Genomic DNA, 22,729 nt, shown 5'->3' with positions numbered 1-22,729 from the left:
GAAAGCGAGGAAGGACACAACCAGTGGTCGAAGCGGACCGTATGCGCGTCTCCGTGATCGGTACCGGGTACCTGGGTGCCACCACCGCGGCCTGTCTGGCCGAGATGGGGTACGAGGTCCTGGGGCTCGACGTCGACGAGGCCAAGATCGACATGCTCCGCTCCGGCAGTGTGCCCTTCTACGAGCCCGGTCTGGACGAGCTGCTCACCGCCAACCTCGACACCGGCCGTCTGCGCTTCACGACCTCCTTCGCCGAGGCAGCCGGGTTCGCCGACCTGCACCTGATCTGCGTGGGCACCCCGCAGCGCGACGACTCCGGCGCCGCCGACCTGCGCTACGTCAACGCCGCAGTGGACCAGCTGGCCCCGCACCTGACCCGGCCCGCCGTGGTCGTGGGCCGCTCCACCGTCCCGGTGGGCACCGCGGCGACCCTGGCCGCCCGGCTGGCCGCGCTCGCCCCCGTCGGCGAGGAGGCCGAGCTGGGGTGGAGCCCGGAGTTCCTGCGCGAGGGCTTCGGCGTGGAGGACACGCTGAACCCGAACCGGATCGTGATCGGCACCGACTCCCCCCGCGTGGAGAAGGCCGTGCGCGCCCTGTGGCAGCAGCAGATCGACGGCGGCGTCCCCTTCCTGGTGACCGACCTCCAGACCGCCGAGCTGGTCAAGGTGTCGGCCAACGCCTTCCTGGCCACGAAGATCTCCTTCATCAACGCCATGGCGGAGGTGTCGGAGGTGGCCGGTGCCGACGTCATCCAGCTGGCCGAGGCCCTGTCCTACGACGACCGCATCGGCGGCAAGTTCCTCGGCCCGGGGCTGGGCTTCGGCGGCGGCTGCCTGCCCAAGGACATCCGGGCGTTCATGGCGCGCGCCGACGAGCTGGGCGTGGAGCCCGCGCTGTCGTTCCTGCGCGAGGTGGACGCGATCAACCAGCGCCGCCGCGCGCGCACCATCGACATCGCCCGTCAGCTGATCGGCGGCAGTTTCGCCGGACGCACGGTGACCGTGTTGGGCGCGGCCTTCAAACCCAACTCCGACGACATCCGCGACTCGCCCGCGCTGGACGTGGCCGCCACGATCGCCTCGCTGGGCGCCCAGGTGACGGTGTACGACCCGCAGGCCCTGGAGCGTGCGCGCGAGGCGCACCCGGAGCTGAACTACGCGGACTCCATGCTGGAGGCGGCGCGCGGCGCCGACGTGGTGCTGCTGCTCACCGAGTGGGCGGAGTTCCGCGAGGCCAACCCGGAGGACCTGGCCGGGGTGGTGGCCCGCAAGCGCATCGTGGACGGCCGCAACGCGCTCGACCCCACGTACTGGCGCGCCTCGGGCTGGACCTACCGGGCGCTGGGCCGCCAGTAGCCCCCCGTTCCCCGCACGTACGTGACGGCCGGATCCCCCGGGGTCCGGCCGTCCGTGTGTTCCAGCGAGTTTCCGGCCGTGGCTTCCTGACCGTGGTTGACTTCTCTCCGTAGTTACCCGCCTACACCCGGCGCCACCGGGTGTTCGAGGACGAACGGAGTCCCACCCGTGAAGCTTCCCGTGACGGTCGGCACCGCGCTGGCCCTGCTCCTGGTGGCCGCACCCGTGCACGCGGCACCCGTGCCGCACGAGCCGGGCACGGCGCACTGCCCCGTACTCGATCCTCCCCCCGGTGAGGAGGACCTGGAGCGGTATCTGTGCGGCGACCCCCGCCTGGGGCCCGCTGAACTTCCGGAGGACGGTCCGGTCGGCGCACTGGTGGAGGGGTACGACCGGCTCGGCGACCTCACCCCCGTCGAGTTCCTGGACCGCTGGGCCACCCCGGAGGGCTGGGACTACCCCGACCACATGGGCTTCGTGGTGGAGGACGGTGAGCCGGTCACCAGGCTGCGGACCCTGTCCGACGGGGCGATGCTGGACCGGTTCGGATCCTCCCGGGGGACCTTCCTGGCCCCGGCGGGAGCGCCCTACGAGCGGCGGGCCCTGCCACCGGACTCGCTGAACACCTGGCCGAACGGGGCCGAGCACAACTACAACTGCTACGAGGTGACCGAGGAGTTCACCGCCCTGGTCGGGCCGATCGCGCCGCACTTCGAGCAGCCCGGCGGCGGTCAGCAGGTGCTCGTCCCGGCCGAGGGGGTCGTGGAGTCCCCCGAGGCGGAGTACGCCTCGGTCGACCAGCTCCTGGGGGGCGGTTACGTGGAGCAGCGGCCCGCCGAGGAGTGCGTCATGCCGCGCGGCTTCGCCAACTACCTCCACCTCGTCCTCGACTGAGCGGTTCCCGGCGCACCCGTGCGGTCACGTCCGGTCCACCGCCCCCTCGGTCTCCGAACCCTCGGAGGCCTCACCGGTTCCGGCGGGCAGCCGCCGCAGGGCGACCAGGACCGTGACGGCCAGGATCCCGAGCACGGTGGCCCCGGTCAGCGCGGCCGTGTTGAGGCCCTGGGTGTAGGCGGCGAAGGCGGTCTCCAACAGCACGGCGGCCTCGGCCTCGGGCAGGTGCGGCGCGGTCGCCACCGCTCCGCTGACGGTCTCACCGGCGGGTCCGCCGACGTCCGCCATCGCGGAGCGGTAGACACCGGTCGCGACCGTGCCGAGGGCGGCGATACTCAGGGCGGCGCCGAACTCGGCGCTGGTCTCGGACACCCCGGCGGCGGCTCCGGCGCGTTCGGGGGGCGCGGTGGCCAGCACCAGGCTGTTGGCGAGGGTGCCCACCACCCCGGCGCCCATGCTGATCAGCCCGTAGGCACCGATGAACAGCGGCAGGGGTGTGTCCGGGTCCACCAGGCCGACCAGGACGAATCCGGCGGCCCCCACGGCCAGTCCCGTCGCCATGAGCGGGGCTGGCCTGATCCTGGGTGCGAGCAGGCCGCCCGCGGTGGCGCCCAGGGCGGTGGTGGCGAAGGTGGGCAGCGCCCACAGTGCGGCGGTCAGAGGGCTGAGCCCGTGCACGCTCTGGAGGAAGGTGAAGGTCAGCAGGCCCATCCCCGCGGCGGCGAAGGACACCGCGGCGTTGCCGCCGACCGCCGAGCCGAACGCCGGGCGGGCGAACAACGAGACGTCGATGAGCGGGTACGCGACGCGGCGCTGGCGGACCACGAACAGGACGAGGAAGGCCGCCCCGAGCACCAGGGCGGCCATGCCGTGGGGTTCGACGCCGTGCTCGACGGCGCGCTTGGCCGCGTGGACCAGGCCCAGGACCGCCAGCAGGGACAGCGCCGCCCCGGGCAGGTCGAAACGGGCGTTCCGCGGGTCGCGGAACTCGGGCACCAGGAAGGGCCCGGTCAGGAGCAGCAGGGCCATGAAGGGCAGGTTGATCAGGAAGACCGACCCCCAGGCGAAGAACTCCAGGAGCAGCCCTCCGATGATGGGTCCGGCGACGGCGCCCCCGGTGAAGGCGNGCGCCCCCCTGCCGGGGCTCGGTGAACAGGCCGCGGATCAGGGAGAGCGTGGAGGGGGCGAGGGTGGCCCCGGCCAGCCCGAGCAGGGCGCGGCCGGCGATGAAGAGTTCGCTGGTGGGCGCGAGGGCGAGCAGCGCCGAGGCGGCCCCGAAGAGCAGGGCGCCGCCGAGCAGGAGCCTTCTGCGGCCGAAGCGGTCGCCGAGGGAGCCCATGGTGACCAGGAGCCCGGCCAGGACGAAACCGTAGACGTCCATCATCCATAGCCACTGGGTGGCGGTGGGTTCGAGGTCGTGGGCGATGGCCGGTGCGGCGACGAAGAGCACCGACAGGTCCATGGAGACCAGCAGAGCCGGGATGAGCAGGACGACCAGACCGGCCCAGGTACGGGCGGTGGCGCGTGGGGTTGTGTCTCGCATGGTTTTGATCGTACGTACGTCAAAATCAGCCGTCAATATGTACGTACGTTCAAATGTTAGGATCGCAAGCATGAGCCAACGTGAGGACCTGCTGGCGGGCGCCAAGAAGTGCCTGGCGGAGAAGGGTTACAGCAAGACCACGGCACGCGACGTCGCCGCCGCCTCAGGCGCCCACCTGGCGTCCATCGGCTACCACTTCGGGTCCAAGGACAACCTGATGAACACCGCCCTGATCGAGGCCAGCGGCGAGTGGGGGGACGCCTTCGAGGAGATCATCAGGAGAGCCGAGCCCACGAACCCGCGGGACCGGACCCGTCTGCTGTTCGCCTCACTGTTCGAGACCCTCCCCGCCCACCGGGAACTCATGGTGGCGAGCGTTCAGGCCTTCGCGCACTCCCAGTTCGACGAGGGGCTGCGCGCCGCCCTGTCCGAGGGGATCGTCGAGGCGCGCCGGGAGCTCAGCGCCCTGATCCTCGGGGTCGCCCCCGAGGAGGTCTCCCCCGACGTCGTGGCGGGGCTGGGGTCCGTGGTCTACAACCTCGTCACCGGCTACGTGCTCCAGTACCTGGTCGCCCCCGACAGCCTGCCCACCGCCGACCAGGCCGTCGCCGGCCTGGAGGCCCTGCTCCCCGGAGGGGACGGCGGCGCTGACCGGTAGCGCCGCGCGGAGGCGGGGAGGGAACGTCCCCGTGCCCCTCCCCGCCCCCGTCGGCGTCGCGTTCCCGGACGTGTCAGAAGCTGAAGCCCGCGGGCCTGCCGTCGCTCGCGACCTCGCGGCGCAGCCGCTCGCCCTTGGCGTGGGCCTGCTCCTTCAGCTCCTCCTGGAAGCGGGCCATGCGCCCGGCCAGCTCGGGGTCGTTCGCGGCCAGCATCCGCACCGCCAGCAGACCGGCGTTGCGGGCGGCGCCCACGGCCACCGTCGCCACCGGCACACCGGCGGGCATCTGCACGATGGACAGCAGCGAGTCCATACCGTCGAGGTACTTCAGCGGCACCGGAACACCCACCACCGGCAGGGTGGTCACCGAGGCGAGCATGCCCGGCAGGTGGGCGGCCCCACCGGCACCGGCGATGATCGCCTTCAGGCCGCGGTCGGCGGCCTCGGCGCCGTAGGAGATCATCTCGTGCGGCATGCGGTGCGCGGAGACCACGTCGGCCTCGAACGGGACGTCGAACTCGCGCAGGGCCTCGGCGGCCTCGCGCATCACCGGCCAGTCGGAGTCCGAGCCCATCACGATGCCCACCACGGGGCCCCTCGCGTCCCGCCCGTTGGCGCTGTCAGTCACTGTTCGTCTCCTCGCAGGTAGGCGGCGGCGTCTCTGGCGCGCTCCAGCAGGTCCTGGTAGTCCTCGCCCATCACGGTGACGTGCCCGATCTTGCGGCCCGGACGCACTTCCTTGCCGTAGAAGTGCACCTTCACCTCGGGGTCCTTCGCCATCACGTGCAGGTAGCGACGGTAGACCTCGGGGTCCGCGCCGCCCAGCAGGTTGGCCATGACGGTGTAGGGGGCGTTGGTGCGCGGCGACCCCAGCGGCAGGTTCAGCACGGCCCTCAGGTGCTGCTCGAACTGGGAGGTGCGCGCACCCTCGATGCTCCAGTGGCCCGAATTGTGCGGGCGCATGGCCAGCTCGTTGACGACCACGCCGCCGGCGGTCTCGAACAGCTCCACGGCCAGCACCCCGGTCACGTCCAGGGCCTGGGCGATCTCGATGGCCAGCTGCTGGGCGAGGGTGGCCTTCTCCTCGGACAGGTGCGGGGCGGGGGCGATCACCTCGTGGCAGATCCCGCCGCGCTGCACGGTCTCCACGACCGGGTACACCGCGACCTGCCCGTGCGGGGACCGGGCCACCTGCACGGCCAGCTCCCGCGAGAAGTCCACCTTCTCCTCCACCAGGAGCGGCACCTCCTCGGCGGCGGCGCGGTCCACGACCCCGCGCGCCTCGTCGGGGTCGCCGACGACCCACACGCCCTTGCCGTCGTAGCCGCCCCGGGCGGCCTTGAGGACGACCGGCCAGCCGGTGTCCCCGGCGAAGGCGGTGACGTGCTCCAGGGTGGTGACGGCCCGCCAGCGCGGTGAGGGGGCGTCCAGCTCGGCCATGCGGGTGCGCATGCGCAGCTTGTCCTGGGCGAAGCGCAGGGCGTCACGGCTGGGGCGCAGAAGACCGCCCGCCTCCTCCACCGCGCGCAGGACGGGCTCGGGCACGTGCTCGTGGTCGAAGGTGACCACGTCGCGAGCCTTGGCGAAGGCCAGGACGTCGTCGAGACCGCGGTCGTCCCCCAGGGTGACGTCGCCGCAGACCAGGGCCGCGCTGTCGGTGGGGCTGGCCGCCAGGACCGAGAAGTCGACGCCCAGGCCGATGCCCGCCTGGTGGGTCATCCTGGAGAGTTGGCCCCCTCCCACCATTCCCACGCGGGGGACGGTGCGGTTACGCTCGCTCACAGTTCCTCAACTCACATGCTGCTCGTCAACCGCGGTGACGGGACGGCCCCGCGCATGGCGGGACCTGGCCGGATCGGCTCGGAACCCGCGGCCGGGGTCCTTCCTCGGAGCCCCCGCTAGAGTCTAGGGCGTGTGCGCGTGACGGCCCCAAGCCCCCATTGCCCCCGGTCGGCGGTCCGTCCGAGACGGGTCCCGGACCCGACCAAACCGACCACATGACTGGAGGCGCAGGCCGTGCGGAACTTCCTCTCCCGCCACCCCAGGATCGCCAAGCTCGCCCGGGAGGTGGGAAAGTTCGGCTCCGTGGGCGCCGTGGCCTACGTCGTGCAGCTGGGGACGACCAACCTGCTGTGGAGCGTGGCCGGTGCCGCCCCGCTCACCGGCCAGGTCATCGGAACGCTGTGCTCCATCGCGGTGGCGTTCGTCGGCAACCGGTTCTGGACCTTCAGCGACCGGGTCCGGACCGGCTACGGCCGCGAGACCCTGCTGTTCCTGGTGATGAACGGCGTCGGGATGCTGATCCAGCTGGGCTGCCTGGGCTTCTCGGTGTACGTGCTGGGCCTGGAGGGCCCGCTCGCGAGCAACATCGCGGGCAACGTGGTGGGGGTGGGCCTCGGCACGCTCTTCCGGTTCTTCTCCTACCGGACCTGGGTGTTCCCCGAACAGCCCGCGTCACGTGAGGCCCCGTCCCGCGCGCACGTCGCGTAGACGTACCCAGCGCGGTGACCGCGGGGGTTCACCGACCCGCCTCATCGTCATCCGGGGTCGGAACGCTCCGGCCACATCGACAACGTCACCGGTCAGCCACCGGGTCGTGTTCTTTGGCTCGTTCCGTGCCCGCGGCCCACGGGTCGCCTCCCGCCGCGCCGGTGACGCCCGCACGGCCAAACCGGGCCGCGCCGCGCGCCACGTCCCGCGAGGGACGGTCGGGCCCCCGCTGCGCGGTGCCGCCGAGCCCGCGAGGCACTGCACAGCGGGGGCATGGGCCGCGCGCGGGGTGTCGGCTCCGCCGACAGGCACGAGAGCATCCAGAAAGACACTCCCTAGGTGACGGCGCTCCTGCGCCGCACCCCTCGGCGGCCCGCCAGCCAGACCACCACCAGCACGTACAGCCCCACCTGAATCAGCGTGAGCACCAGGACCAGCGGCGAACCCGCCCCCAGGGGCAGTCCGGAGCCGACCACCAGCCCCGTGCCGATCTGCTCCATGCGGCCCTCGAACACGCACAGCGTGAACTGCACGAGGCTGTTGACCACGTGCAGGCTGATCGCCGCCTCCAGACCGCCGGTGCGCCAGGTGAGCCAGGACATCCCCAGGCCCATCACCGCGAGCGCCGCCGTCGTCCACGGGTCCCCCGGGTGCGTGAACAGGTACAGCACCGCGAACAGGGTTCCGCTGGCCAGGATGGCCGGACCGGGGGAGCGCAGCACCCGCGACACCGCCGAACCGCCGCCCCGCTCACCGGGACGGGCGCCGATCGCCCCCACCAGCTGCATGAGCAGGCCGCGCAGGGTGAGTTCCTCGGCGGCCGACTGGAACGGCACCAGCAGCACGATGGCGGTCATCGCCGCGGCGAACACCTCGGTTCCGCCGGAGTCCTCGCGGGGCATCATCTCCGGCTGGAGAAGCTCCGCCAGCGGCAGGAACGCCATCACGCACAGGGCGACGGGAACGATCGCCACCGCCGTGCAGCGGGCCAGCCAGCCCCAGCGCATCCGGCCCTCGACCGAGAACAGCGAACCGGTCCGGCGCCACTGCACCACGCGTACCAGGAAGAGGACGATGGGGATGAACAGCGCCAGGGACAGGAGCCCGAAGGCCATCTCGGCGATCACGCTGAGGGTGACCGACTCCGGTGCCAGGCCGCTGCCGCCGATGATGCCCACGATCGTCACCGACAGGACGATGGCCATGGACAGGAAGAACAGCAGGACCGCGAGGACGGCCAGGGTCAGCGGCGTGAACCACCAGCGGAAGCGCGTCGTCCGGCCGAGTCTGTGGTAGGACTCGTCCTCGGGGAGTTCCGCGCGGGCGAACGTGTTCGTACGCACCGGCCGCGGCGGAGGCCAGGCCCACACGTCCGGGGCGGCGCTGGCCATGGGCTGTCCCCCGGGCGGCGTCAGTCTCCCTCCTCCGGGAGGATCCGCCCAGGTCTGTTCCTGTGTGTGGGTCCCGGACGTCCGCCCCTCCGGCCCCTCGGGCGCGGCGGGCCAGGACGAACCAGGCGGTGGCGGCACATTTCCCATGGTGCGCCGAGACTACTATCCGGGCATGTATCGCCAGCGTTAAGGCCACGCCGTTATCGCCTGGTCACGGTACGCACCGACCCCTGGGCACCTCCGGGAGGCACGCCGTCGGACGGCCCGCGGGTCCCGCGACACGGCGACATCCCTCACACTCCCCTCCCCGTTTCCCCCTTCCCCGCCCCACGGCGCGCCGCCATGGCGACGGCCACACGGCACCGGTTCCGGGCCGCGGAATGCGGGGCGCGGCGCCCCCGTTGAACAGGATGGCCCGTGAGAGCGACACCGCAGGCCGACCGTCCCGTCCCGCTGACCTACGATTGAGTACATGTCCTCCACACCATCCACCGATCAGGTGCACGCAGCCCTGGCCACGGTGCAAGACCCGGAGATCCACCGACCCATCACCGACCTCGGTATGGTCAAGAGCGTCGACATCGCCGACGACGGTGTCGTGAGCGTGGGCATCTACCTCACGGTGGCCGGATGCCCGATGAAGGGCCGTATCGAGAAGGACGTGACCGAAGCGGTGACCAAGGTCGCCGGGGTCACCTCCGTGCGCGTCGAACTCGACGTGATGAGCGACGAGCAGCGCAAGGAGCTCCAGACCAAGCTGCGCGGCGGCCAGGCGGAGAAGGAGATCCCCTTCGCCAAGCCGAACTCGCTCACCAAGGTCTACGCCGTCGCCTCCGGCAAGGGCGGCGTCGGCAAGTCGTCCGTCACCGTGAACCTGGCCGCGGCCATGGCCGCCCAGGGCCACAAGGTCGGTGTCGTCGACGCCGACATCTACGGTCACTCGGTGCCGCGCATGCTCGGCGCGTCGGACTTCCCGACCAAGGTCGAGGACATGATCCTGCCGCCGACCGCGCACGACATCAAGGTCATCTCGGTCGGTATGTTCACCCAGGGCAACCAGCCGGTGGTGTGGCGGGGCCCGATGCTGCACCGCGCCCTCCAGCAGTTCCTGTCGGACGTGTTCTGGGGCGACCTGGACGTCCTGCTGATGGACCTGCCCCCCGGCACCGGTGACATCGCCATCTCCACGGCGCAGCTGCTGCCCAGCGCCGAGCTGCTCCTGGTGACCACCCCGCAGCAGGCCGCCGCCGAGGTGGCCGAGCGCGCGGGCGCCATCACCGCCCAGACCCACCAGCGGATCGCGGGCGTGATCGAGAACATGTCGTACTACCTGCCGCCGGGCGGCGGGGAGCCGCTGCACCTGTTCGGCGAGGGCGGTGGCCAGACGGTCGCCGACGCCCTCGGCAAGACGCTGGGCACGAAGATCCCGCTGCTGGGCCAGGTGCCCCTGGACCCCCGTGTCCGCGAGGGCGGCGACGAGGGCAAGCCCCTGGTGCTGACCGACCCCGAGGCCGAGGCCAGCAAGGTGATCTCGTCGGTCGCCGAGGGTCTGGTCGGCAAGCCGCGCGGGCTGGCCGGTATGCAGCTGGGCATCTCCCCGGCGGGTCGCTAGCGGCACGCGGGCGCGTGAGCCCGGCATGCCGTGGAGGAACCACGAGAGGACCCCGACGCCTTCCGCGTCGGGGTCCTCTCGTTCCTCACCGTCGGGGTGCGTGTCCGCCAAACCCCGGACGGGTCCTCCGGAAGGCGTCGGCCCCCGCCATGCCCGTCCGCGGCTCGCGTGGCTCCTCGGCACGGGGGTTCGGAGAGGGGCGCGTCATCGTCCCCGCGCCTCGGTGACCTCCGGGTCCGGTACCGCGGGCTCCTCCACCGGGGTCGTGCCGAGCTCCGAGCCCTTCCGGGCTGGCTCGTCCGACTCCCTCGGACCGATGCCGGCGACGGCTCGTCCCCGGTAACCGACGGTGGGGCCGTGACCGGTCCGGACGATGCCGGAGAACTCCCTGCGGGCGAAGGACCCGTCGTCCTCCTTCGCCAGCAGCTGTACCCGGTGCAGTTGGACCTCGCCGACACCCTCCGCGTTGGCGGTGATGCGCAGCCGGTACCGGGAGTACGGCGTCGTGTTTCCCGTGGTGAACTCACGCACCAGGAAGCGCTCGGAGAAGCCCTCCTCGGCCCGCCGGTCGAGGGCCACCCAGGTGTTCCCGTCCCGGGACCCCTCCAGCACCCAGTCCTTCGGGTCCCGCGAGCAGTGGTCGTTGGCGGAGGTCAGCGCGTAGGCCGTGACGGCCGTCGGCGCGGGCAGGAGGAACTCCAGCGAGGCCTTCCTCGTGAAGACGAGCCACTTGCCCGCACCGGCGTCGAGCAGGTTGGTCGCGACCTCACCGGCGCGCCGGTTCTCGCCGCTGGCCACGATCTGGGAGACGAGCACGGGGGCACCGGCGAGCTCGGCCTCGTCCGTGGTGAGCAACCGCACCCGGTTGAGCTGCGTCTCGGGCTGCCGCCCCCAGTTGCGGCTGATGTCGAGGCGGTACCGGGAGTACGCCGTGGAGTTGGCCACGGCGTACTCGCGCTCCTGGAAGCGCCGGGGGAAGGCCTGGTCCACGCGCGAGTCGATGGTGTACCAGGTGTCGCCGTCCATCGATCCCCGGAGCCGCCAGTCCCGGGGATCGCGGTCCCGGTAGTCGTTCGCCGCGGTGAGCTGGTAGGCGGTGACGACGGCGGGTTCCGACAGGACGAAGTCCAGGGTCGCCGTGCTCTCGAACGCCAGCCACTTGTGCGGGCCCGCGGTGAGAAGGTTCTGGGCGACCTCACCGGCCGACTCGTACTCGTCGCTGGCCACGACCTCCCTCACGGCCACCGGCACGGTGCCGCGGACGGCGGCCCTGTCCCGTAGGGCCACGGACGCGAAGGTGCCCCGCCGGTCGCGCCACGTGACCCGCTCGACGGGTCCCCGACCGTCGTCCAGCGCCAGACGCAAGCGGCCCTCGACCGGCTGGTCGCCGTCCCCGTCCTCCTCGGTGGCGAAGACCTGCGGCTGGACGTGTCCCTTCTCCTCGGAGCCCGGCCAGCGCTCACGCTCGGCACCGCGGTAGTCCTGCGAGGAGCCGTCGGCGGAGCGGCGGTGTCCGCGGAAGGCCCTCATCCCGTCGTCGAACGCGAGCACGGTCTCCGCTCCGTCGGAGGAGCGCCAGGACAGCTCCGCCACCTCGGACGGCCCTCCCCGGTCCAGGTGGACCATCAGCTGCGGGGCCTCGTGCCACTGGTCCTCGGCGCGCACCTCGGTGTCGTAGACGACGACCGGGGCGCCGGGGGAACCTTCGACGGGGCCGGTCGGTGGGGAGCCGGTCTGGTCGTGCATGGGGTACTCCGGTGGATCGCTTCGGCGGGTTCGTCCGCTCCGCGCGTCCGGCCGTGGCGTTCGGCGGGAACGGCTGGCGCGGAGCACTCTCGCACAGGGGTCCGACCAACGGCGTGGGGTCCCGAGCGCGGTGCTCGGAACCCCACGTGTGTCCGGTCGGCCGTCCGCGCGGACCGGTCAGTCGTCGGACGACCCCAGCGTGACCGTGGTGGTCTCGCGCTGGCCGTCGCGCTCGTACCCGACCTCGATCTCGTCACCCGGGGTGCGGCTGCGCAGCATGGCGAGCAGCTCCTGTCCCGAGTTCACCGGTCGTCCGCCCAGGGAGACGATGACGTCGCCGGGCCGCAGCCCCGCCTCGTCGGCCGGGCCACCGCTCTCCACCGCGTTCTCACCGTCGGCGATGACCGCGCCCGCGAGAGGGCTGTCCAGGTCGATCTCGATCCCGAGGTCGGCGTACTCGGTCTCGCCGTACTCGACGAGGCGGTTCACGACGCGCTCCACCTCGGCCGACGGGATCGCGAAACCCAGACCGATGTTGCCCGAGGGCTGGCCCATCTGGCCGCCCATGGTGACGATCATGGAGTTGACCCCGATGACGCGGCCCCGCATGTCCACCAGCGGGCCGCCGGAGTTGCCCGGGTTGATGGCGGCGTCGGTCTGGAGCGCGTAGAAGCGGCTGGAGCCCTCGCCGGAGCTGACCGGACGGTTGACGGCGCTGATGATGCCCTGCGTGACGGTCCCCGAGAGCCCCAGGGGCGCGCCGATGGCGATCACCTCGTCGCCGACGACGACCTCCTCGGAGTCGCCGAACTGGAGCGGCTCGACGTCGATCGGGTCCGCGAGGGACAGGACCGCGAGGTCGGAACTGGGGTCGGAGCCGACCACGGTGGCGTCGGAGAGGCTGCCGTCGCTGTACTCCACGACGATGCCCTCCTCCACCAGGCCGGAGGAGACGTGGTCGTTGGTCACCACGTAGTTCCCCTCGATGATGAACCCGGAACCGCTGTTCGGGACGCGTGGGTCGTCGCTCCTGATGAACACCACGCTCGGGCTGACCCGCTGCGACACGCCCGCGACGGTGTCGGGGGCGCGCTGGGGCGCCTCGGGCGGCGGTTCGTTCATGACCGGGTCCTCCTCCGGTGCCGCCTCCGGGGTGCCGGAGTCGCCGAGGAAGGTGCCCGCGACACCGCCCGCGCCTCCGGCGATGAGCGCGACGACGAGCATGCCCGACAGTGCCATCCACGCCGGGACGCCGCGCCGGGGCCGCTTGGGTGCCTCGGGCCGCGGGGAGACCTGCGGGAAGGGCTGCGAAACGGGCTGCTGTGCGCTGTGGTGGCCCTGCTGCCCCGTGGGAGTACCGGGAGCGGGGTGGCCCGCCTGGTTCGTGGACGCGGAGTACCCCGCTTGGAAGGCCGCCGCGTAGTCACCGTGCGCGGCCGACTGCCCGGTGGGGCCGGTGTACTGGGTGGGTCCCGAGGGGGCGGGGGGATGCACAGGATTACTGGAGCCCGAGGTGGGGGCGGGGTTTCCCGCGTGTCCGGGGGTCCCTGTGGAACCGGTGTGCTGGGCGTGCCCCGGGGCGCCTCCGCTCGCGAAGAGGGCCTGGTCGGCTCGTGGGGTTCCGGGCTGCTCGCCCGGTCCGGGGCTGGGGGTGGGGGTGGGGTTCATGGGGTCTCCACTGCCGGGAGGCTGGGCGGGAGCGGCCTGTGTGCCGGGGACTCCCCGCCCGGGAGGCGGGGCCGCTCCCGGGTGGCGCGGGGGCACGGGGTCGCCTCCCTGGTCCACGGGGACGTTCGGGGAGGGTGAAGGTGGTGGTTCGGCGGTGCGGTCGGACCGCCCGAGGTGTTCCGCAGGCGCCTGACCCGGCGTGTGCGCCGAGTCGGGCGCAGCGCGCTCGGGGGGTGTTCCACCGCCCGGCGGGGTCGCCCGTCCGGGCCCCTCCCCGTGTTCCGGACGGTCGTTTTCCTCGCTCAAGACCTGCTCCGTATGTCGCTTCTGGCTTCCGGTCGGCACGAAGCCCCGACGGAGCCCTAGAGGAGCCCCAGCCGGGACAGACCGCGGTGCACCCGGGCCCAGAAACCCGAACCCGGCCCGGGAAGCGCGGTCACGGCTGACGAGGCCAGCCCCGCGGGGGCGTCGGCGAGCACCGTGTAGACGAAGCCGTTCGCCTGCCACATGCTCTGGTACTGGCCCGCGTCACCGCCGAAGATCGTGCCGTGTTGTGTTGTGACGCTGCCTCCCCCTGCCCCGGTTCCGACGTATCCGTTCCGGAGTGTGGGGGAATGTTCGGTGTCCAGCTTCCCACGTTGGGTGAAAACCGACACCTGGGACAGCCCGTCCGAGTAGACGGCGTGCACGACGCGGTGTCCGGCGTACTCGGTGGACCGGGCGTCGACCAGCCGCAGGTTCCAGTCCAGGTACTCCGGGAGGGGCCACCCCTCGTCGCGCAGACCGTCGCGCTCGCCCACGGTCAGGGTGTCCCCCCAGGGCGAGTCGCCGGATTCGCCCTCGGGCCAGTCGCCCACCTCCAGTTCGAGTCCGGTGAGGCGGACGCTGAGCGCGGGCTCCCCGTCGGCCTCGTAGACGGTCCTGCCCAGGAGCAGGCCGGTGGCGGTGTCCACCCAGAACCGTCCGGCGACGGTGCCGTCGGCGCGTTCGGCCTCCACCAGGAGCGTCTCGCGGCCCTCCAGAACGGCGGTGCCCGCGCCCGAGACGTCGTAGGTGTCCCGGAGCATGCGCAGCAGGCGGTCGTCCAACGACTCCAGGGCCGAGGAGGGGGAGATCACGAGCGTGGAGTCCTCGTCACCGACCGGGGCCATGGCGAGGCCCTCACCGGGCCTGTTCACCACGCGCACGTTGAGTCTGCGGCCCTCCGTTCCCTCCGGTCCGGTCACCTCGCGCACGCCCGAGTAGGCGACCTCGTCCTCCGCGGCGGCGGCGCGGCGCAGCACCGACATCCCGTCATCCCGCCCCTCGGCGGGGACCGCGGTGGCGTGGGGGTGCGCGGCCGTGAGCAGGAGCGCGCACAGGAGCGCCACGACGAGGAGTGTGACCGGAACGGAGTGCGCGGAGGAGTGTCCCTCCGCGCTCACCGGGTGGTTTCGACGGAGCCGTGCGGGGCCTCGGCCGTGGTGGGAGGGGCCTCGGCCGTGGTGGGGGGTGGCGCGTCGACCACGGGGATGTAGCGGCTGGTCACCGCGTGCTCGACCGCGTAGTCGGCCAGGGGAGGCTCGACCACGGGAGCCTCCTCGGAGTCACCGCCCGCGACGAACGCGCTGCCGAGCAGGGCCGTGGCCACGGCGAAGCCCGCGACGGCGTAACGGCCGCCAGGGAAGGCCGGGAAGGCCGGGAACAGGTGCGCGATGCGGTCGGAGCCGATGCGTCGGCGGTCCGGCCGTGCGGCGGGTTCGGTCGGAGCCGTGTCCGGGGCCGGGACGGTCTCCGCGGACAGCGCGCCGCCATCCCCGGGAAAGCCGCCGAGGGGGCGTGAGGAGCCCAGGGGCGGGCGGGCGCCGAACCCCGCTCCTCCCGGGGGCGGGTCGGAGGGGCCGTGGCCCGAATGGCCTCCCGGGTCCCGGGACAGGCTGGTGAGGCGTCCCATGAAGTCCATGTCGGGCTCGGGCTCACACAGGCCGTGCAGGCGCCGCTTGAGGCGGCGCATCATGTCGGCCTCGAAGCGGCACGACTCGCACTTGGCCAGGTGGATGAGGGCGCTCTCGTGTTCGACCGGGCCGAGCTCGCCGTCGATGAGCGCGGAGAGCCGCTCTCCGAGGTGGTCCATACTCACTCCGCCTCCCCGTTGATCACGTTTCCACCGCTGCGCGCCTCGTTCTCGGCGGCCAGGGACCGCCGGTGCTCCAGGGCCCTGCGCAACTGTGCCCGCCCCCGGTGGATACGGCTGCGGACGGTTCCGAGCTTGACCCCGAGCGTCGCCGCGATCTCCTCGTAGGAGAGGCCCTCGATGTCACAGAGGACGACGGGCGCGCGGAAGTCGGCGGGCAGCGCGTCCAGCGCGGACTGGATGTCGGCGTCGAAGTGCCGGTCGTCGTAGCGCTGGGCGGGAGAGGGCTCGCGGCCCTCCAGGCGTTCGTCGGCGTTGTCGGCCAGGCCCTCGAAGCGGATGCGGGCCCGGCGGCGGGCCATGTCGAGGAAGAGGTTGGTGGTGATGCGGTGCAGCCACCCCTCGAAGGTGCCGGGGGTGTAGTTGGCCAGGGAGCGAAAGACCCGGATGAAGACCTCCTGGGTGAGGTCCTCGGCGTCGTGCTTGTTGCCGCTCAGCCGGTAGGCGAGGCGGTACACGCGCGGGGAGTGGGTCCGAACGACCTCGTCCCAGCTCGGGGGTTCCCATGCCTCGAATTCCACGGCAGGGCCGGTCTCTGGCACCGCTGCTCCCTTCATCCCGTCGATTCGCCGCCAGGCTGGTCGGGGGGAGTTTGCTTCGTGGCGATCAACGTACGTTCATCCCGTTTCAACGCCTGGATACGCGGATTAAGTTCCCGCCGCGGCGCTCGGAGTTCGGTCCGGTTCCGACTTCTCTGTTTCCCGGGGTGCTCCTGGTACCCCTGAGATCGTTGGGACGGCCCCGGGGTTCCGGGGCGGCGCGGCGGAAGGAACCCGGTGCCGGACACGGTGTCCGGTACGTGGGCACCGGACCGACCGGAGACGCTAGTCTTCTGCCAGGGACATGACCTGGCCGCGACCGTCATTCTACGGTGGGTGACCATCTCCTGGTCAGAACCCCACCAGACATGTGACCACGCAGCGGGAGGCCGTCATCGCCAGTCCGGAGGAGACAGCGGCCCGGATCACCTGGGTCCGCGCCGAGCAGGCCCGGTTCGAGCGGGACGCCATGGAGGACGAGCCCCTGGCGGACGCCTACGAGGCGGGGAGCCGATCGTCGGCGCCGCCGGTGGACGCGGCGACGGGTACGGCCCTGCGCTTCCTGGCCGCGTCCATCGGCGCCCGGTCCGTGGTGGAGATCGGCACGGGGTGCGGCACGTCGGGGATCTGGCTGCTGCGGGGGATGACGCCGGACGGGATCCTGACCACGGTGGACACCAACGCCGCCTACCAGGACTACGCGCGCTCGACGTTCTCCCGGGCGGGTTTCGGGCCCGGACGCGCCCGGCTGATCCGGGGGACGGCCCTGGAGGTGCTGCCGAGGCTGACCGACGGCGGGTACGACCTGGTGTTCGTGGACGCCGACGCGGAGTCCTACCCCGTGTACCTGGACGAGGCGCTGCGCCTGCTGCGCCCGGGCGGGATGGCGGTGTTCCACGGCGCCATGGTGACCTCCAGCGAGCCGGACGGGCCGCTGCGCGCGCCCGACCCGCGCGAGACCGCCGTACGCGAGGTGATGCGGCGCGTGCGCGAGGAGGAGGGGTTCGTCCCCATGCTGATGCCCGTCGGCTCGGGGCTGCTGGCCGCCATCCGCTGACGGCCGCCCGGCGACGGCCGTCCCCTGGCCCGGTGGGCGTTGTCCACAGCTGTCGACGGGGACTACCGGCGCGCCCTCCGTTCGGGGGAAGCTGGAAGACGGGGGGTCCCCGGGGCCCGCCCACTTCGCGCTGCCTCCGTCCCGCGCCCAGCCACGGCGACCGGTCACCCACCGGTCCCGGCGACGACCCCCCTCCCCGCCCGGACGGCCTTCCACCCACCACCGACTCCGCCGCCCCGTCCCGGACGGTCTACCGTGACGGCCATGCGCTCCCCCACCCCCCGCCAGTGGACCGGCATCGCCCTCACGGCCGTGGTGCTCCCCGCGCTCACCGCCACCGCCTGGCCCCTGCTCACCCTCCTCCGGGACCTGCTGCCCGAGGACCTCCCCCTCTGGCGCGTGCTCCTGGGAGCGGGTCTGCTCGCCGCCCTGGCGGTGGCGCTCACGCTGATCCTCTCCGGAACGCGTCGCCGCCGCACCCCCGGACACCGCACTTCCGACCAGGGCGAACGGCGCGAGGCGGCCAGGCTGTTCACCGCGGGCTTCGACACCGCCAGCGCGAAACTGGACAGTGAGCACGCCGCCGTGCGCCTGGCGGGGGTCCACACCCTGGCGCGGCTGGCCGACGACGCGCCCGAGGGCCGGGAGGACCTGGTGCAGATGGTCATCGACGTGCTGTGCGCCTACCTGCGCATGCCCCACCACCCCAGGCCCGCCCCGCCGCCCGGGGGCGCCACCGACGACCAGGTCGCCGAGTACCGCGTTCGCGAACAGGAGTTCGTCGCCTTCCGGGAGGTACACCGCACCGTCATCCGCCTCATCGGCGACCACCTGCGCGAGGAGACCCGCTGGCGGGGCAGGGACTACGACTTCACCCACGTCGTCTTCGACGGTTACGGCGACCTGTCCAAGGCCCACTTCACCGGTGGAAGGGTGCGTTTCGACGGAGCCCGCTTCACCGACGGGATGGCGGATTTCTCCGGTGCGCACTTCACCGGCGGCACGGTGGACTTCGTGGGAACCCACTTCACCGGAGGGAGGGTGGACTTCCTCGGAGCCCGCTTCACCGGCGGCGCGGTCAACTTCGTCGAGGCCCGCTTCACCGGCGGAGACGTGGTCTTCGGCCTGGCCGGCTTCGGCGGCGGAGTGGTGAACTTCGTCAGGGCCCGCTTCGCCGACGGGGTGGTGTCCTTCCGCGGAGCCCGCCTCACCGGTGGGATGGTGATCTTCAGAGACGCCCGCGGCCCGTGCCCCGAAGGCCTGGCCGAGGTCCACTCGCACGCCGTGCCCGGGGTCCTCCTCGTCCCCGACGCGTGGGACCACGCCCTCGGGCGGAAGGACCAACCACGGTGATCGGCCGCATCGACAGCACCGATCCCACGGCCTTCGACGCCTGGTACACGGCCATGCGCGCGGCCGTGCTCGTCGACCGCGACCCCCGGACGGCCTCGGTCCTGTCCCCGGACACCCTGCGCGGTGTGCTCTCCGGACACGGGGACCGGGACCGACGCGGCCAGCAGCGCGCTCAGGCGTACGCGGCCCACGGAGAGGAGGGCGCGATCGTGGGCCCGCTCCTGCTGGAGTTCAGCGACCGGGACGACCTGCACCTGGCCGGGGCGGACGTCAACGTGACCGTCGGAGCGCGGCGCCGCGGCCACGGGACCCGTATCCTGGAACACGCCGAACGCGTCATCGCCGACGAGGGCCGGGTGTGCGGGGCCAGTCGACCAGCGCTCGCCCAGCACCCGGCGATGCCCTCGACCGTCACGGGAAGCGGCGTGCGCCCACCCCCTCCCGGCCCAGGACGTCGTCCGGGTTCGAGTAGGGGCACGCGGTCAACGACAGGCATCCGCAGCCGATGCAGTTGGAGAACCGGTCCCGCAGGGCGGTGAGCTCCTCGATGCGCTCGGTCAGTTCGTCGTACCACTGCCGCGATATCCGGGCCCAGTCCCGCTTGGTCGGCAGCCCCTCCTCGGGAAGCTGTTCCAGGGCCTCCCTGATCCTGCTCAGCGAGACGCCGAGGCGTTGGGCCGTGCGGATGAACGCGATGGTCCGTAGCGGCCCCCGCCGGTACTCGCGGCGGTTCCCGGCCGTACGCCGGCTGCGGATCAGGCCGAGGCTCTCGTAGTAGTGCAGCGCCGACACGGCGACCCCCGCCCGCTCGGCGACCTGGCCCGGTTTGAGCCACAGCAGATCGGGATCCAGTTGCGGCACACGCCTCACCTCCCCGTCAACGACTTAACGTCAAGTCCACTTGATGAAGTCTGCTGGACACCGTACTGACCGCGCAAGGGAGAGTGGGCGAACATGGCGACGACGATCACCGTGTGGGCCGATGTCCGGTGCCCGTGGTGCTGGATGGGACACCGGCGGCTCCGGTCCGTGCTGGACCGCCTCGACCGGGAGGCCGTGGTGGAGCACCGGAGTTTCCTGCTGGAGCCCGCGGGTCCGGAGGGAGCGTTCCCGACCGTTCGTGAGACGGCCCTGACCTCGTGGGGCATGGACGAGAGGGGGTGGGAGGCGCTTCGGTCCAGGGTCACGAACGCCGCCGGAGCCCAGGGACTGACCATCGACATGGACGAGGTCCGGAGCGTGGACTCGCGCCCCGTGCACCGCCTGCTGAAGTACGCGACCGCCCGCGGTGTGGACGCCCACCGCGCGTGGGACGACGCCTTCACCGCCCACCTGGCCGCCAACGACGACCTGACCGACCCCGTCGCGCTGCGGCGGCTGGCCGCGAGCTGGGGGATCGGGGGCGAGGAGGTCGACGACCTCCTCGCGGGCGACGACCTCCTGGCGGAGGTCGAGGCCGACCACCGCGCCGCCGTCGCGCGCGGTATCGGGTCCGTCCCCACCTTCGTCAGCGGGGACCGCGCCCTCAGCGGCCACCGCTCCGAGGACGGACTGGTCGCGCTCCTGGGCGCTGGGAGGGCCGTCCGATGACCACGATGAGAGCCGCCGCGATCGACCGCTTCGGACCCGCCGACCTGCTCACCGAGCGAAACCTTCCCCGACCGGCAACGGGCCCGACGAGGTGCTGGTGCGTGTCCGGGCGGCGGGAGTGCAGCCCACCGACGCCGCGATCCGGAGTGGATGGGTTCCCCCGGGCGCCGTGATCGGGTTCCCCCAGATCCTCGGCAACGAGTTCGCGGGCGTGGTCGAGGAGGTCGGCCCCGAGGCCGACGGCTTCTCCCCCGGCGACGAGGTGGCGGGATTCCGGGGTCTCGGCTGCTACGCCGAGTACGTCGCCGTTCCCGCGGACCAGATCGCGCACAAACCCGCGGGGATCCCCTGGCCGGTCGCCGGCGCCCTGTCCGCCTCGGGGCAGACCGCGCACACCGCGCTCGAACTCCTGTGCGTGACGCGCGGGGAGACGCTGCTGGTCCACGGTGCGGCGGGCGGGGTGGGTTCGATGGCCGTCCAGCTGGCGGTCGAGCGCGGCGCACGGGTGGTCGGCACCGCGAGCGCGGCCAACCTGGAGTACGTGCGTTCCCTGGGCGCCGTCGCCGTCGGGTACGGCGACGGCCAACTCGACCGCGTCCGGAAGGCCGCCCCCGAGGGCGTCGACGCGGCCTTCGACACCGCCGGTCACGAGAACCTCCGGACCGCCGTGCGCCTGGTCTCCGACCCCGACAGGATCGGCACGATCGTCGACATGGGCCTCGTCCGGGACCTGGGCTGCCGATGGATCCGGAGCGACCGGTCGGCGGCGCGACTGGGACTCATCGGGGAGGTGCTCCCCCTCGCGGGCGTCGCCCTCGGGTGCGTCCTGATGGGGACGGGCATGGGAATCGCGTACCCGCGGATCTCGTCGACGGTGCTGTCCCTGTCCGCCCCCGACGAGCAGGGCGGCAACAGCTCGGCGCTCCAGGTCTTCGACTCGCTGAGCACGTCCGCCCTGCTCGGCGTCGCCGGGGCCGTGCTCTCCGCGGGCCTGCTGGCGGGGTACCCGGCCGTCTTCGCGCTCGCCGCCGGTGCGGGGGCCGCGGCCCTGGTCGTCGCGAGCGCGCTCAGCCGAGCCGGGGGACCGGCTTCGGGAGAGCGCACGTATGAACACCCTCCCCCGGCCGCGTCCGTGCGGCCGGGGTCTCCTCGGGTGGTCTAGCGCTCGGCGAGCCAGCGCAGCAGCGTACGCGTGGCGAAGGCGGTGCCGCCCTTGCTGAGCAGGCCGCTCTCCTTCATCGACCGGCCCGGGCCGGCGATGTCCAGGTGGGCCCACGGCACGTCGCCGGTGAACTCGCGCAGGAACAGGGCCGCGTCGGTGGCGCCGGCCGGACCGAACTCGCGGCGGGTCCCGATGTTGGCCAGGTCCGCCACCCGCGACCTCGTCGTCTCGGCGTACTCCTNCACCCGCCACAGCGGCTCGCCGGAGGCCTGACCGGCGGTCTCGATCTCGGCGGCCAGCGCGTCGTCGGTGCTGTACAGGGCGCCCATGCCCGTACCGAGCGCGACCTTGGCCGCGCCCGTCAGCGTGGCCACGTCCACGAGCACGTCCGGCGCCAGCTCGGCGACCGCGTAGCCCATGGCGTCGGCCAGGACCAGGCGCCCCTCGGCGTCGGAGTTGAGCACCTCCACGGTCGTGCCCCCGTAGGTGGTGAGCACGTCGCCGATCCGGGTGGAGTCGCCGCCGAAGGCGTTCTCCGCCAGCGCCAGCAGGCCGGTCACCCGGACCGAGGCGCCGACGGCCGACAGCGCGGACAGCACCGCGAGCACGATCGCCGAACCGCTCATGTCGGTCTTCATCAGCGACATGTTGTCGTTGGGCTTGAGAGAGAGACCACCGGTGTCGAACGTGATGCCCTTACCGACCAGCACCACGTGCGCGGTGGGGTTCTCGGGGGTGTAGGAGAGCTGGACCAGCCGGGAGGGGCGTGAGGACCCCCGGCCGACGGCGAGGATCGCGCCGAAACCGTCGCTCTCCAGCTCCGCCTCGTCCCAGACACGCACCTGGAGACCGGAGTCCGCGGCGACCTCGCTGGCGCGCGCGGCCATCCACACGGGGTCCTTGGTCAGGGACGGGGTGTTGATGAGGTCACGGGCCAGGGCGGTGGCCGCGGCCAGCCGGGTCCCGCGCTCCAGGGCGTCGGCGAGGTCGCCGGTGCCCGCGCCCACCACCTCGATCACCGGGGCGGGGCGCTTGTCCGCCGGGGGTTCGGTGCTCTTGAGGTGGAAGGTGTAGGAGGCCAGCAGGGCGCCCTCGGCGAAGGCGGTGGCGGCGTCGCCGCCGACACCCGGCCAGGCCAGGGCCACACGCTCGTTGCCCCGGGCGGCCCGGGACAGGGCGGCACCGGCCTTCCGGAGGTCGTCGGGGGAACCCGATCCGACCCCCAGAAGCGCCAGTCGTACCAGTCCCTGTTCCCGGGACACCGGGAACTGCGCCGTCTCACCGGGTTTGCCGGTGAGTGAGTAGTGCGCGAACAGGTCGGTGAGCGGAGCCGGAAGCACCCGTGTCAGACCACTCTCGGCGACCCCTTCGTCCACCGTGGGCCCGCCGTCTCCCGAGAGGACGGGGATGGCCAGCAGGTCCGCGGTGGATTCGGCGAGGTCCCCCGTCTGGGGGTGGATCTCCGTGGCGAATGGCACAGGTCGCTCACAATCGTTCG

The 22,729-nt window shown here is 72.5% G+C and carries 19 protein-coding genes and 1 pseudogene; 9 read left to right on the top strand and 11 right to left on the bottom strand.

What is annotated here, in order from left to right; translation table 11 throughout:
• Positions 1–23: 23 nt before the first annotated feature.
• Positions 24–1,355 (top strand): UDP-glucose dehydrogenase family protein, encoded by a 1,332-nt coding sequence (locus D455_RS0111290; RefSeq protein ID WP_017570836.1) that lies wholly within the window; start codon positions 24–26, stop codon positions 1,353–1,355.
• A gap of 168 nt (positions 1,356–1,523) precedes the next feature.
• A complete protein-coding gene (locus D455_RS0111285; RefSeq protein ID WP_017570835.1) occupies positions 1,524–2,249 on the top strand; it encodes a TNT domain-containing protein in 726 nt (241 codons plus the stop codon).
• A 24-nt stretch (positions 2,250–2,273) separates the two neighbouring features.
• Here the strand turns inward: D455_RS0111285 and D455_RS30075 are convergent.
• Positions 2,274–3,792: pseudogene (locus tag D455_RS30075) on the bottom strand (MFS transporter).
• A 70-nt stretch (positions 3,793–3,862) separates the two neighbouring features.
• Here D455_RS30075 and D455_RS0111275 point away from each other — a divergent pair.
• Positions 3,863–4,450: a TetR/AcrR family transcriptional regulator gene (locus D455_RS0111275; RefSeq protein ID WP_017570832.1), complete on the top strand. Its 588-nt coding sequence runs from the start codon at positions 3,863–3,865 to the stop codon at positions 4,448–4,450.
• 73 nt (positions 4,451–4,523) lie between these two features.
• Here D455_RS0111275 and purE read toward each other — a convergent pair whose 3' ends face one another.
• Both purE and D455_RS0111265 read right to left on the bottom strand, forming a co-directional pair.
• Positions 4,524–5,078, bottom strand: a complete 555-nt coding sequence (purE, locus tag D455_RS0111270) for a 5-(carboxyamino)imidazole ribonucleotide mutase (RefSeq protein ID WP_017570831.1) — start codon at positions 5,076–5,078, stop codon at positions 4,524–4,526.
• Complete coding sequence (locus D455_RS0111265; RefSeq protein ID WP_040684794.1) at positions 5,075–6,232, bottom strand: 5-(carboxyamino)imidazole ribonucleotide synthase; 1,158 nt, start codon at positions 6,230–6,232, stop codon at positions 5,075–5,077. Before D455_RS0111265 ends, purE begins: the two co-directional genes overlap by 4 nt.
• 234 nt (positions 6,233–6,466) lie before the next feature.
• Here D455_RS0111265 and D455_RS0111260 point away from each other — a divergent pair, with 234 nt between their 5' ends.
• Entirely contained in the window at positions 6,467–6,940 is a 474-nt protein-coding gene (locus D455_RS0111260; protein WP_017570829.1) for a GtrA family protein, read from the top strand.
• A gap of 335 nt (positions 6,941–7,275) precedes the next feature.
• Here the strand turns inward: D455_RS0111260 and D455_RS0111255 are convergent, their stop codons facing one another.
• The gene (locus D455_RS0111255) at positions 7,276–8,331 is read right to left on the bottom strand and encodes a CPBP family intramembrane glutamic endopeptidase (protein WP_017570828.1); all 1,056 of its coding nucleotides are present in this window, start codon (positions 8,329–8,331) and stop codon (positions 7,276–7,278) included.
• A 472-nt stretch (positions 8,332–8,803) separates the two neighbouring features.
• On the opposite strand from D455_RS0111255, the gene D455_RS0111250 reads away from it, so the two are divergent.
• Positions 8,804–9,943 (top strand): Mrp/NBP35 family ATP-binding protein, encoded by a 1,140-nt coding sequence (locus D455_RS0111250; protein ID WP_017570827.1) that lies wholly within the window; start codon positions 8,804–8,806, stop codon positions 9,941–9,943.
• A gap of 204 nt (positions 9,944–10,147) precedes the next feature.
• Here D455_RS0111250 and D455_RS0111245 read toward each other — a convergent pair whose 3' ends face one another.
• The 5 genes from D455_RS0111245 to sigE all read right to left on the bottom strand — a co-directional run bounded on the left by D455_RS0111245 (position 10,148) and on the right by sigE (position 16,087).
• Positions 10,148–11,689 carry a hypothetical protein gene (locus tag D455_RS0111245; protein WP_017570826.1) on the bottom strand — a complete coding sequence of 514 codons (1,542 nt, stop codon included), beginning with the start codon at positions 11,687–11,689 and terminating at the stop codon, positions 10,148–10,150.
• 177 nt (positions 11,690–11,866) lie between these two features.
• A complete protein-coding gene (locus D455_RS0111240) occupies positions 11,867–13,357 on the bottom strand; it encodes a S1C family serine protease (RefSeq protein WP_241480231.1) in 1,491 nt (496 codons plus the stop codon).
• Between the two features lie 362 nt (positions 13,358–13,719).
• The gene (locus D455_RS0111235; RefSeq protein WP_017570824.1) at positions 13,720–14,781 is read right to left on the bottom strand and encodes a hypothetical protein; all 1,062 of its coding nucleotides are present in this window, start codon (positions 14,779–14,781) and stop codon (positions 13,720–13,722) included.
• Positions 14,778–15,470, bottom strand: a complete 693-nt coding sequence (locus D455_RS0111230) for an anti-sigma factor family protein (protein ID WP_026122526.1) — start codon at positions 15,468–15,470, stop codon at positions 14,778–14,780. Before D455_RS0111230 ends, D455_RS0111235 begins: the two co-directional genes overlap by 4 nt.
• A 2-nt stretch (positions 15,471–15,472) precedes the next feature.
• Positions 15,473–16,087, bottom strand: a complete 615-nt coding sequence (gene sigE / locus D455_RS0111225; RefSeq protein WP_083922204.1) for an RNA polymerase sigma factor SigE — start codon at positions 16,085–16,087, stop codon at positions 15,473–15,475.
• A gap of 451 nt (positions 16,088–16,538) precedes the next feature.
• On the opposite strand from sigE, the gene D455_RS0111220 reads away from it, so the two are divergent.
• Entirely contained in the window at positions 16,539–17,126 is a 588-nt protein-coding gene (locus D455_RS0111220) for an O-methyltransferase (protein ID WP_026122525.1), read from the top strand.
• 264 nt (positions 17,127–17,390) lie between these two features.
• On the top strand, positions 17,391–18,479 hold the full coding sequence (locus D455_RS30070; protein ID WP_083922206.1) for a pentapeptide repeat-containing protein: 1,089 nt from the start codon (positions 17,391–17,393) through the stop codon (positions 18,477–18,479).
• A gap of 411 nt (positions 18,480–18,890) precedes the next feature.
• Here the strand turns inward: D455_RS30070 and soxR are convergent, their stop codons facing one another.
• Positions 18,891–19,340 carry a redox-sensitive transcriptional activator SoxR gene (soxR, locus tag D455_RS0111210; RefSeq protein ID WP_017570820.1) on the bottom strand — a complete coding sequence of 150 codons (450 nt, stop codon included), beginning with the start codon at positions 19,338–19,340 and terminating at the stop codon, positions 18,891–18,893.
• Positions 19,341–19,433: 93 nt separating this feature from the next.
• On the opposite strand from soxR, the gene D455_RS0111205 reads away from it, so the two are divergent.
• On the top strand, positions 19,434–20,069 hold the full coding sequence (locus D455_RS0111205; protein WP_017570819.1) for a DsbA family oxidoreductase: 636 nt from the start codon (positions 19,434–19,436) through the stop codon (positions 20,067–20,069).
• Positions 20,070–20,160: 91 nt separating this feature from the next.
• Positions 20,161–21,231: an alcohol dehydrogenase catalytic domain-containing protein gene (locus D455_RS30065; RefSeq protein WP_017570818.1), complete on the top strand. Its 1,071-nt coding sequence runs from the start codon at positions 20,161–20,163 to the stop codon at positions 21,229–21,231.
• Here the strand turns inward: D455_RS30065 and D455_RS0111195 are convergent.
• Positions 21,228–22,709, bottom strand: a complete 1,482-nt coding sequence (locus tag D455_RS0111195; RefSeq protein WP_017570817.1) for a leucyl aminopeptidase — start codon at positions 22,707–22,709, stop codon at positions 21,228–21,230. The genes D455_RS30065 and D455_RS0111195 overlap by 4 nt on opposite strands.
• Between the last annotated feature and the right edge of the window lie 20 nt (positions 22,710–22,729).

The sequence above is a fragment of the Nocardiopsis halotolerans DSM 44410 genome (assembly GCF_000341065.1).
Lineage (GTDB): Bacteria > Actinomycetota > Actinomycetes > Streptosporangiales > Streptosporangiaceae > Nocardiopsis > Nocardiopsis halotolerans.
This window is presented reverse-complemented; position numbering and strand designations above follow the sequence as displayed.